Here is a 10,369-nt window from a genome sequence, read left to right as displayed (position 1 = left end):
GGCCCTGACTGCGTCGGCACGGAGGGCGGCGCCTGGATACCTGGCGCGGCGCTCCCCGCTGCCGTGCCAGAGTCAGTGGCTGCCGTCTCGGCGGAAGCGGGTGCCCCGCCGTTGGCACTCGAGACCGCGATGTTCGACACTTCGGACATATAGTTTGAAATATTTTTGTGCCTGCTATGCCGCGGGGACAACGCGCGGATTTGACCGGCTTGCCTTGTTTTTTTCAATTGCCCCCTTACAAGGAGGCGTGTCATTTAAGCATTAGAAAGAAACTGTAGCAATAGCGCAATTCCGTCCGTGTGGCAGGAACTCGCTTTTTCTTTCAAATGATCGCCATGAGAGAGCTCGATTGCCGCGAAGGGCGGCGCAAGTCGCTTTCAGAACGCAGACGTTTTGGTGCCTGCGCGAGCTTGGCGTTGAGAATGCGGTAGCGCATATAACCTGATTCTGGCGAGAAAGTCGTGACACGGTCTTGCCGCTAATCCGCCGCTACAATGTCATCGCGACAAGCCGCGAGGCAAAGGAGAGGCCGACATGCCGAGGATCCTGCAGCACGTCAAGCATATTGTCATCGTGATGTTTGAGAACCGTTCGCTCGATTCGATGCTTGGATGCCTGTATCCGGCAGGCTCGCTGCCGGAGCAGGTCCTTCCAGCAGGCAGTCCGCCCGCGTTCGACGGCATCCGGCCCGACATGTCGAATCCGTCCCGGTCCGGACCGCCGATCCCGGTGACGTTTCCCGTCCGCAGTTTCAATGCGCCCGACCCCGACCCGCAGGAAACTTTCGACAACGTAACGGCGCAAATATTAGGACCGTCGGATGCGCCCAATGCGCCGTGGCCGCCGATGTCGGGCTTCGTTGTCAACTACGAAACAACCTTGACCCAGGACGCGAGCCAGGTCATGCAGGTCCATACCCCCGAACAGTTGCCAGTACTCTCGGCACTCGCGCGCTCTTACGCCGTATCGGATGCGTGGTTTGCATCCGTGCCCAGCCAGACCTGGCCCAACCGGGCGTTTGCGCATGCCGGCACGTCGAACGGTCACGTCAACAACGGAGACCTGCCCGATCCGCTCAAGTGGAACGTGCCGACGATCTTCAACGTGCTCGGTTCGATCCACGTGAGCTGGGCCGTGTATTCGGACTCGCTCATCGGACCCTCGCTCACGCGAACGGCGTTTCCGACGCTGTGGGACGACAGCTTCTCCCCGAATTTCCAGCGATTCGACGCGTTTGTCGATGCTTGCGCGAGCGGCCAGCTACCGCAGTATTCGTTTATCGAACCGCGCTTCCTTATCGATCCAACCGACCAGCACCCGCCCCACGACGTCCGCGCAGGTGACCGGTTCCTTTATGACATCTGGAAGGCGGTCAGCCAGTCGCCTGCATGGCAGGACACGCTGCTGCTCATTACCTACGACGAGCACGGCGGCTCTTTCGACCACGTGCTGCCGCCCGGCAACGCCACGCCGCCCGATGCAACCAGTCCTCCGGGCGACGAAAACTTCGGCTTCGACCGGTTCGGCGTTCGTGTACCGTTCGTCGCCGTCTCGCCGTATATCGCGCCGGGCACGGTATTCCGCTCGCCCACACCAACGCCCTACGACCATACCTCCATCCTCGCGACGTTGCGCGACTGGCTGGATATACCCACGGCGGACATGCTCCCGAGCGCCCGAATCGTCGCTGCACCCACGCTCGAACAGGTCCTGACGCTCGCCGCGCCGCGCGACGACATGCCCGTGATCGTCGAGCCAACGGACAATCCGCTCGCCACCCCGCTCTCGCTGCCACTCAACGACCTGCAAAAGAGCCTCGTGAGCGGCGCAGCACGCCGATTGGGTCTCGACCCGCAGGCGACGCTCAAGTCCATTCTCACGCGCCAGCACGCAGCGGATTTTTTCACGCAATCGAGCCCGCAGAACCCGCTTTGAACCGAGCGTCGCAACCAACTCCGCAGCCGGCATCACTCGCGACAGGCGGACGATTGAAATCCCGGATGAACGGCATTCTTTCAGCTTTTGTTTTGCCGATTGCCTTTCCCACGATCGTGGCCTGGCTGTAGTGACGGGCGCTGGACTGTAGCCAATACCGTAGCGGCGACCCAACCCGGATCATCGGCATAAATCGAAGTTGCTTCTGCCGTTCAATTCCTCCTGAGGACGAGATGTGTTCGAGAACACATAACAGTCCCTTGCCGCATCCCCGAACGCGGGGAGTACCAGCCATTTCCGCAACGTCCCTTCGCACTGAAATCCTAACTTCTCCAGAACTCGCCTTGACCCTGCGTGTTCAAGATCACACACAGTCCAGATTCTTTGAACGCAGTGTGACCGCCAAAGCGCTGACACCGCAGCCGTGCCGGCTTCAGCGACCAGTCCACGGCCCCAGAACCGCTCACCGATTCCAAAATGAATCTCAGTCTTGTGCCCTTCTGGGATTACAACAAACACACCAATCGCCTCGTCGCCGTCACGCGTGCTGATGACCCATGAAAATGGAGTGCCGACCTGATCCCAAGCTGCGTCACACCACTTTCCTAGCATGGCCTCAGTGCTCGCGACATCCAGGTGACCGTGACGCTGCAGGAAGCGCGAACAGTTCTGGTCACCGGTGTAGTTTCTGAAGAGCACGGGTGCATCGCCGCGTCGCGCGCGACGCAGACGCAAGCGCTGTGTTAATAGCTCGACTCGATCTTTCATCCACGTCTCTTGTCACTTTTCATTTCCGCCGCCCCGATTTTCACGAATCTACCGGATGGTGTCGAACAACCGGTTGTAGCCGACCCCCGCCTGACGGCGCTCAAGCGAGGCCCCGTTAGCGCCTGTTCGTTGCTATAGCTGGGCCTCGATCGCCCCTTTATCTATGACCGACCATACTTGCTGAATCTTGCCTTCGTTAAACTCGTAAAAGACATTCTCAGCAAACGTGACCTTTCTACCGTCTATATGGAGTCCGAGAAACATGCTCTCTGGCGTACATGCAAACTGCAGTCGGCTCGCAATAAAAGGTGGCTCACAAACGAGCATCTGAATCTCGAAGTGGAGGTCCGGAATTTCACGAAAATCTTTCTCCAGCATCTGGCGATAGCCTGCCAGCCCGATCTCTTTACCGTTGTGTGTCGCTTTATCGCCAACGAACCGTCCCAGATTCGCCCAGTCTTGCCTGTTCAAACAGGCGATATAGCCCCGGTAGAGTTCAGAGAGATTGGTCTCATCCATGGCAATCGTCCCTTTCGCGTTGACGGATCAACTGATTGTCTACGATTGGAGGCCAACTGTCGAACGGTCGCGACGCAAACCCCGCAGCTATCCACGTGCTCAATTTGGTCTCCTGAATCAGTTCTCTTGCAGTTTGTCCAGTTCACCAGACAGCTCCGGCAAGACCTTGAAGAGATCGCCGACGATCCAGTAATCGGCGACCTGAAAGATCGGCGCATCCTCGTCCTTGTTGATGGCAACGATAACCTTTGAGTCCTTCATACCCGCCAGATGCTGGATCGCGCCGGAGATGCCGACCGCGATATAGAGTTGCGGCGCGATGACCTTACCGGTCTGGCCCACCTGATAATCGTTCGGCGCGAAGCCGGCATCCACGGCAGCGCGCGACGCGCCGACCGCTGCGCCCAGCTTGTTGGCGATGTCCTCCAGCAATGCGAAGTTTTCGCCGGAGCCCATGCCCCTGCCGCCCGAAATCACCCGGCGCGCCGATGTCAGCTCGGGGCGCTCAGAGCGGGTCAGTTGATGGCTGACGAAACGGGAACCCGGGACCTCAACCGCCGGCGCGAGCGATTCGATCGCCGCCGCTCCGCCTTCAATGGCCGCCGCAAAGGCTGTTGTGCGTACCGTGATGACCTTGATACGGTCCGCACTTCGTACCGTCGCCAGCACGTTGCCCGCGTAGATGGGGCGCACGAACACATCGGCGGACTCAACGGCAACGATGTCGGAAATCTGCGCAACGTCGAGCAGCGCGGCCACGCGCGGCATCGCGTTCTTCGCGGTTGTCGTGGCGGGCGCCAGCACATGGCTGTAGTCGGCCGCAATCGTCGTGATCAGTGCCGCCAGGTTCTCGGCCATTGGATGCGCGTAGTGCGATGCATCGGCAACCCGCACGCGCGTCACACCGGCGATGCGCGCGGCCTGTTCGGCTACCGCCGCGCATTGCGATCCGGCGACCAGAACGTGAATGTCGTCGCCAAGACGCGCGGCGGCGGTGACGGTGTTCAAGGTCGACGCCTTCAGCGTCAGATTGTCGTGTTCTGCAATAACAAGTAGGGACATGGTTTCCTCTTCCGGTCAGATGACGTGCGCGACGTTCTTCAGCTTGGCCACGAGATCCGCGGCATCGGCGACGCGAACGCCCGCCTGGCGTTTGGCCGGCTCCGCCAGCTTCAGCGTCGACAGCCGCGGGGCGATGTCGACGCCAAGGGCATCGGGCGTCACCACTTCGAGCGGCTTCTTCTTCGCCTTCATGATGTTGGGCAGCGTCGCATAGCGCGGCGTGTTCAACCGCAGATCGGTGGTCACCACGGCCGGCAGATCGACCTCGATCGTCTCGAGCCCGCCGTCGATCTCGCGCGTCACGCTCGCCTTGCCTGCTTCGATGCTCACCTTCGATGCGAAGGTCGCCTGCGGCCAGCCGAGCAGCGCGGCGAGCATCTGGCCGACCTGATTCGAGTCGTCGTCGATGGCCTGCTTGCCGAGCATCACCAGTTGCGGCTGCTCCTTGTCCACCAGCGCCTTGAGCAGCTTCGCCACGGCAAGCGGCTGCAACTCGGCGTCGGTCTCGACGAGGATGCCGCGGTCTGCGCCTGTCGCCATCGCCGTGCGCAGTGTTTCCTGACAGCCCTGCACCCCGCAGGACACGACGACCACCTCCGACGCCACGCCGGCTTCCTTCAAACGCACGGCCTCTTCCACACTGATTTCGTCGAAGGGGTTCATCGACAGCTTCACATTCGCGATGTCGACGGCGCTGCCGTCGGCTTTCACGCGGACTCTCACATTCGCGTCGACGACACGTTTGACGGGAACCAGTATTTTCATTGCCTACTCCGTTTCGATAAAGGACACCCAGCACCCCGTCACGCGGGCCACGTGAACCGGTCGCGCGAGGTTGCGTTCTGTTTGTCGGGGATACGTGCCGTCGCCCCGGGTTTGTGCGCCGCAATACGATTCGTTGCTGTCAACATGTCTCCTCCTCAGGGTGGTTGGGCGTATGATTTCCTGAGCAAACCACCGGTTCAGGCAGAGCCCGCCGAGGGGCAAGTGCCCATGACCGGCCGGCCGCACCGTTGCCCAGTCGTGGAACTGCGCGTCTGCTCGCTCGAAGCCATAGTGTCCGAGCGCAGCGCCGCGCAAAATCCCCCATAAAGGGGAGCACGAGTGGATGGATGGGGGAGGCAGCCAGGGTCAACCCGAACGCCTGGAGCAGCTGATGCATGTGACAGAACCGACGAAAGTAACAAACGCGACAAAAGCGCCGGCTCCGTACAGTCCACCTCTCGTCCTCGCGACTAAGGTTTTTCCGCCACGCCTGCCCGCTGGCCTGATCGATCGCCCTCGCCTCGTCTCTCTTGCCGCGCAGACCGAAACGAAGCGTCTGACGGTCGTCAAGGCGCCCGCCGGATTCGGCAAGACATCGCTCGCGCTCACCTGGCTAAACGCGCTCGGGAGGAGCCATGCGAGAGTGGCCTGGCTAGCGCTCGACGCCGACGACGATGAGCCCGCCCGCTTCTTCAATCACCTCGCGCATGCGCTGCGGCAAGCCTGTGGCGAGGTCGGGGCCTCCGTCATCAGCATGACCGCCGAAGCGTCGTTTGTGGCGGCGAATTCGCTTGCCTCGACGCTGATTAATGAGCTTATCGATGTCGACGACGAGATCTACCTTTTCATCGACGACTACCACCTGATCAGCGAGACGCAGATTCACGAAGCGATGTCGCTGTTCATCGCCAATATGCCCTCGCAGGTTCACGTGGTGCTTTGCACGCGAACGGATCCCCCTTTTCCTGTGGCCAGGCTCCGAGCCCGCAACGATCTGCTGGAAATCGACGCGTCGACGTTGAGATTCGACTTCGACGAGACACGCCGCTTTGTCGAGCACGAATGCCCCGGCAAGCTCGGCACCACAGACATGAAATCACTCTTTTCCAGCACCGAAGGCTGGGCGGCGGCGCTGCGCATTTCCGCCTCGGTGCTGGCCCGCAACGATCGACCTCAAGGCTGGCGGGCAAGCGCGCCGACCGGAGCATCGAGGCCACTGGCGGACTACCTCGAAGACATACTTCAGTCCTTACCTGCCGGGATGCTCGAGTTCATGCTGCGGACGGCAATCCTCGATCGTCTGAGCGCACCGCTGTGTGAAGCGATCACCGGCCTCAAGTCGAGCCAGGCGATGCTGGATGCGATTGTCGCGCGCCAGTTGCTGCTGGAACCGCTGGACCTCGAGGGACACTCGTTCCGCTATCACCCGCTCATGGCCGAGTATCTGCAGCGTCGACTGGAAGGCCAGTACCACGAGGAGATCACCGAACTGCATCGCCGCGCATGGCAATGGTATGCAGCACAGCGCCAGTGGACCGACGCGGTCAGACATGCGATAGCAGCCGGCGCAACCGGGGATGCGATTCGCCTCATGGAACACTGCGCCATGTCGCTCCTCAAAGCGGGCGATCTGCTCACGCTGGTCGGCTGGCAGCGGCAATTCCCAGCTGATCTGATGCGTGCGCAGATCACGGTCACGCTCGCAACGGCTTGGGGCACCGTCCTCGCCTTGCGCTTCGATGACGCGATCACGATGCTGGAATCGATCGAACGCGATGCCGTCGGCAAGGGGGCCGATGCTGAATACATCAGGTGGGAGTGCGTCGCGATTCGCTCAGCGCTAGCAGCCTTGCAGGACGACCCGCAAAGGGCGCTCACGCTCGCGCAAGACTATCTGAGCCGGCCGTCACGCGATGCCTGGACCACCAACGCCGTCTCGAACGTGGCCCGTTTCTGCCACTGGAAAGCGGGCAATCTTGAAGCCCTGCACGCCATACCGTGGATTCCCGACTCGATCGCGGAGGACCAACGCAGTGTGTTCTCCACGGTTTATCGGCTGTGCCTGCTCGGCCATCTGGAGATGCAGCAACTACACTTTACGCTCGCGGAGCGCCGCTTCAACGAAGGCATGGACCTTGCCGTACAGCATTCTGGCCCGCAGTCGATAGCGGCGGCGCTGTGCGCGCCGATGATCGCCCAATTGCGTTACGAACAGGGCCGGCTGGACGAAGCCGAAGCGCTGCTCGTCGAACTTATGCCAGTCATTGAACTTGCCGTCTTTCTCGACAGTGTGCTGATCGCCTATCGCATCCTGGTTCGAATTGCCGTGGCGCGCGCCAATCTTGCGCACGCGTATGCCTTGCTTGATAGCGCACAGGCGCTGGGTCAGGCACGAGGATGGAACCGCCTGGTAGCCGCCGCCCTGTCGGAAAGAACCCGGCTCAATCTTGCAGAAGGCAGGCTTGCCGAGGCAGGTGCGTGCGTGGCGCAAATGCGTCAGTTGGCTACCGTCAACGACGGGGCGTCCGCTGCGGTGTCGCCCGAGATCGAGAACTACCGGGATCTCGGGGCTGCATGCCTGGCGATACGACGACAGCAGACACAGGAGGCGGTTGCAATATTGAGCGGTGCGCTCGAGCGTCTCGAACACCTCCATGGAACCTATTTCGCGGCGCGACTGCGGACCCTCCTCGCGCTGGCGTGGCTGAATGCAGGCGAGCGCGACCGGGCGCTCGAGATATTCCACCAGGTTGCGACGGTCGCAGCGCCTGCCGGGATTTGCCTGTCCATTGTCGATCAAGGGCCGGAGATCGGCCCGCTATTGAAGCTGGCGCGGGACAGCGTTCGCACCACCACGGCCAAAGCACAAGACATTGTCGCCTGGCTAGACCGTCTGCTCGATAGCTGGCGAGCACGGCACGAACCCAACAGCCAACCCCAGCGAGAAAACGAACGCGACCGCCTTAGCTCGCGAGAGCGCGGCATCGTCGAGTTGATCGCACAGGGACAGTCAAACAAGGAAATTGCGCGTACGCTCGGCATCACACCTGAAACGGTCAAATCCCACGTGAAGAGCATCTTTACGAAGCTGGAAGTCGACAAACGCGCCCAAGCCGTCTCGCGCGCGCAGGCGCTCGGACTGGTCAAACATAGCTAGGCAACCCGCGAGACGCGGACAGCGTCTCGCTTACCGCATAGCAAGCAGCACGCACGCATGGATCAGGACGCCCACCGTGCCGCCGACAAACGTGCCGTTGATTCGAATGTACTGCAGGTCACGACCGATCTCGGCCTCGAGCTTGTGACTCACCTGCTTCGCGTCCCAGCCTTTCACGACGTCCGTGATCAGCGCCGACAACTGATGGCGATGGCGCCGCACGAGCAGACCGGCGACATCAAGCCACCAGGCGTTCAACTTGTGCTGAATGGATGGCTCACTCGCAACGCCTTTACCGACAGATACGAGTGTCCCGGTTAGCATGTCGCGCACGACAGAGTCCTCGCTGTCGAGATCGGCCAGCACGTAAGCACGGAGGTGATCGAGCATGACACGGTAATAGCCACTGCCTTGAAGGTGCCGAATACAGTCGCGCAACAACAGTCTGCCGAACCGGCGATAAACCGCTGAGGTCCGTAACTCGCTGGATAGATCCTGGACTGCCACGTCGAACCGGCGCCGAAGCTCGTGCTCCGGGTCCGCGACGACCTCGTGCATGAGCGCGACGATCCCCTCGACAAACTTGTTGACGATGTACGCGTCTAGCGTCGACAGCGTGAACTTCGAGGCCTCGCTGAACTTCGCCTTGATCAGGCCCACGTTGTTACTCAGCCAGGTTTCCGCAGCGCTCAGTCCGCGATCCAGCAAAGGCTGATGACGGTTGCCTTCGGTAAGGAGTGTCAGGATCTGCGCTGCCATGCGCGATACGTTGAGCGTGCGCAAGCGCGGAATCACGAGCCGATCAAAAAGATGCTCGACGTCCGTCTCGTCGATGTTGTCGAGCAATCGGGGCAGCGAACCGGCCACCACGTCTGCAATCATCGCGCTGTTTTCACGTGCTGCAAGCCATTCCGCCAGCGCGTGCGCCGCGTTGAAACCACTGAGCCGCGCGATGATGACTTCGGGGGTCAGGAAATTTTCCTCGACGAAGCTGCCCAGACTCTCGGCTATGCGCTGCTGGTTCTTCCGAATGATGGCGGTGTGCGGGATCGGGATCCCACACGGGTGCCGGAACAATGCGACGACGGCATACCAGTCTGCAATCGCACCGACGGTAGCTGCCTCGGCAAAAGCACGCGGCCACGCGAGCCACGGATGCTGCGCCTGCCAGGCCACGCAGATGATCAGGAGAACGATCATCGCCGCTAACAAAGAGGTTGCCATCGTACGCATGCGCTTCAACCGAACGAACTTCCTGTCCGCTGTTGGGTCGAGCTCCGCGTGCCGCGAATCTCCGTTGCTCTGCGTCACGGAACTCAATGCGCCTCCTGCCGCAGGAACCGTTTCACCACGGGAGCGACTTCTTTCGCCCGGGTAATCAGAAACAGATGGCCGTCATCTATTACGTGCAGGGTCGCATTTCGAATCCTCGCCGTGAGAATCTTTGCGTTCGTAAGTGGCACGATTGGATCGTCATTGCCATGCATGACGAGCGTCGTTTGCCGAAGGCCGCCTAACCAGGGCAAGCTGGTCCAACCCGATGCAGCCAGTAATTGATAGAAATAGCCACGGCCGCGCGGCGCCTCGATATGCCGGCTGTGTTCATCGAGCAGCGCGGGGTCGCGACGGTACGCACCCCCGTATATCTCCGCTCCGATTTGCCGCAGGTAAGCAGGATCGGTATAGCGTCGCGGCCCGATCAGCTTTGAAAGCACCGACAACCGCGCGGGCACCATGATCACCCCAGGCGAGGTGGCCGCGAGAATCAGCCTGCGGCAACGCGTGGGGTAAAGATGCGCGAACTGCTGAGCCAGCGCCCCACCCCACGATACGCCGAGCACGTCGACAGGATCGACGTAACCGAGCCGCGTCAGCAGCTTGTCGGCCAGCACGGCAAGCGTCGAGAACCGATACGGGATCAAGGGGGCGGGTGAGCCGCCAACACCGGGGACGTCGAAAATGATGACCGTTACATCATCCAGTGCCGCAACGAACGGCTCAACCAGCTCAAGATTCGCTCCAATGCCGTTGAACATGAGAAGCGGCGGCGAGCCGGCGCTGCCGTGCCGGACTGCGACACGCAGCAACTGGCCGTCCAGATCGATTGTCTGAATTTTCATGGCGTCGATACACGCCGCGTTTGTTTGTGAGTCGGTCATCCGG

General features: G+C 61.1%; 8 protein-coding genes. 2 read left to right on the top strand and 6 right to left on the bottom strand.

Going from position 1 to position 10,369, the window contains the following annotated elements:
• Positions 1–534 precede the first annotated feature (534 nt).
• Positions 535–1,935: an alkaline phosphatase family protein gene (locus WCA85_RS33825; RefSeq protein WP_424069892.1), complete on the top strand. Its 1,401-nt coding sequence runs from the start codon at positions 535–537 to the stop codon at positions 1,933–1,935.
• Positions 1,936–2,115: 180 nt separating this feature from the next.
• On the opposite strand, the gene WCA85_RS33820 is transcribed toward WCA85_RS33825, so the two are convergent.
• From WCA85_RS33820 to WCA85_RS33805, 4 genes are all read right to left on the bottom strand, one after another.
• On the bottom strand, positions 2,116–2,703 hold the full coding sequence (locus tag WCA85_RS33820; RefSeq protein WP_424069890.1) for a GNAT family N-acetyltransferase: 588 nt from the start codon (positions 2,701–2,703) through the stop codon (positions 2,116–2,118).
• Positions 2,704–2,835: 132 nt separating this feature from the next.
• Positions 2,836–3,222: an ester cyclase gene (locus tag WCA85_RS33815; protein ID WP_424069888.1), complete on the bottom strand. Its 387-nt coding sequence runs from the start codon at positions 3,220–3,222 to the stop codon at positions 2,836–2,838.
• Between the two features lie 117 nt (positions 3,223–3,339).
• Positions 3,340–4,284: an electron transfer flavoprotein subunit alpha/FixB family protein gene (locus WCA85_RS33810; RefSeq protein ID WP_424069886.1), complete on the bottom strand. Its 945-nt coding sequence runs from the start codon at positions 4,282–4,284 to the stop codon at positions 3,340–3,342.
• Positions 4,285–4,299: 15 nt separating this feature from the next.
• Complete coding sequence (locus tag WCA85_RS33805) at positions 4,300–5,049, bottom strand: electron transfer flavoprotein subunit beta/FixA family protein (RefSeq protein ID WP_424069884.1); 750 nt, start codon at positions 5,047–5,049, stop codon at positions 4,300–4,302.
• Between the two features lie 391 nt (positions 5,050–5,440).
• On the opposite strand from WCA85_RS33805, the gene WCA85_RS33800 reads away from it, so the two are divergent.
• Positions 5,441–8,206 carry a LuxR C-terminal-related transcriptional regulator gene (locus WCA85_RS33800; protein WP_424069882.1) on the top strand — a complete coding sequence of 922 codons (2,766 nt, stop codon included), beginning with the start codon at positions 5,441–5,443 and terminating at the stop codon, positions 8,204–8,206.
• A gap of 30 nt (positions 8,207–8,236) precedes the next feature.
• Here WCA85_RS33800 and WCA85_RS33795 read toward each other — a convergent pair whose 3' ends face one another.
• Both WCA85_RS33795 and phaZ read right to left on the bottom strand, forming a co-directional pair.
• Positions 8,237–9,430, bottom strand: coding sequence for a DUF445 domain-containing protein (locus WCA85_RS33795; RefSeq protein WP_424069880.1), 1,194 nt, complete (start codon positions 9,428–9,430; stop codon positions 8,237–8,239).
• Positions 9,431–9,522: 92 nt separating this feature from the next.
• Positions 9,523–10,365 carry a poly(3-hydroxyalkanoate) depolymerase gene (phaZ, locus tag WCA85_RS33790; RefSeq protein WP_424069878.1) on the bottom strand — a complete coding sequence of 281 codons (843 nt, stop codon included), beginning with the start codon at positions 10,363–10,365 and terminating at the stop codon, positions 9,523–9,525.
• Between the last annotated feature and the right edge of the window lie 4 nt (positions 10,366–10,369).

This window comes from Paraburkholderia sp. (genome assembly GCF_049581445.1).
GTDB lineage: Bacteria > Pseudomonadota > Gammaproteobacteria > Burkholderiales > Burkholderiaceae > Paraburkholderia.
This window is presented reverse-complemented; position numbering and strand designations above follow the sequence as displayed.

Excerpts from the sequence above, each read along its gene's own strand:
- WCA85_RS33825 (WP_424069892.1), top strand. The coding sequence starts at position 535 with ATGCCGAGGATCCTGCAGCACGTCAAGCATATTGTCATCGTGATGTTT.
- WCA85_RS33820 (WP_424069890.1), bottom strand. The coding sequence starts at position 2,703 with ATGAAAGATCGAGTCGAGCTATTAACACAGCGCTTGCGTCTGCGTCGC.
- WCA85_RS33815 (WP_424069888.1), bottom strand. The coding sequence starts at position 3,222 with ATGGATGAGACCAATCTCTCTGAACTCTACCGGGGCTATATCGCCTGT.
- WCA85_RS33810 (WP_424069886.1), bottom strand. The coding sequence starts at position 4,284 with ATGTCCCTACTTGTTATTGCAGAACACGACAATCTGACGCTGAAGGCG.
- WCA85_RS33805 (WP_424069884.1), bottom strand. The coding sequence starts at position 5,049 with ATGAAAATACTGGTTCCCGTCAAACGTGTCGTCGACGCGAATGTGAGA.
- WCA85_RS33800 (WP_424069882.1), top strand. The coding sequence starts at position 5,441 with ATGCATGTGACAGAACCGACGAAAGTAACAAACGCGACAAAAGCGCCG.
- WCA85_RS33795 (WP_424069880.1), bottom strand. The coding sequence starts at position 9,430 with ATGGCAACCTCTTTGTTAGCGGCGATGATCGTTCTCCTGATCATCTGC.
- phaZ (WP_424069878.1), bottom strand. The coding sequence starts at position 10,365 with ATGACCGACTCACAAACAAACGCGGCGTGTATCGACGCCATGAAAATT.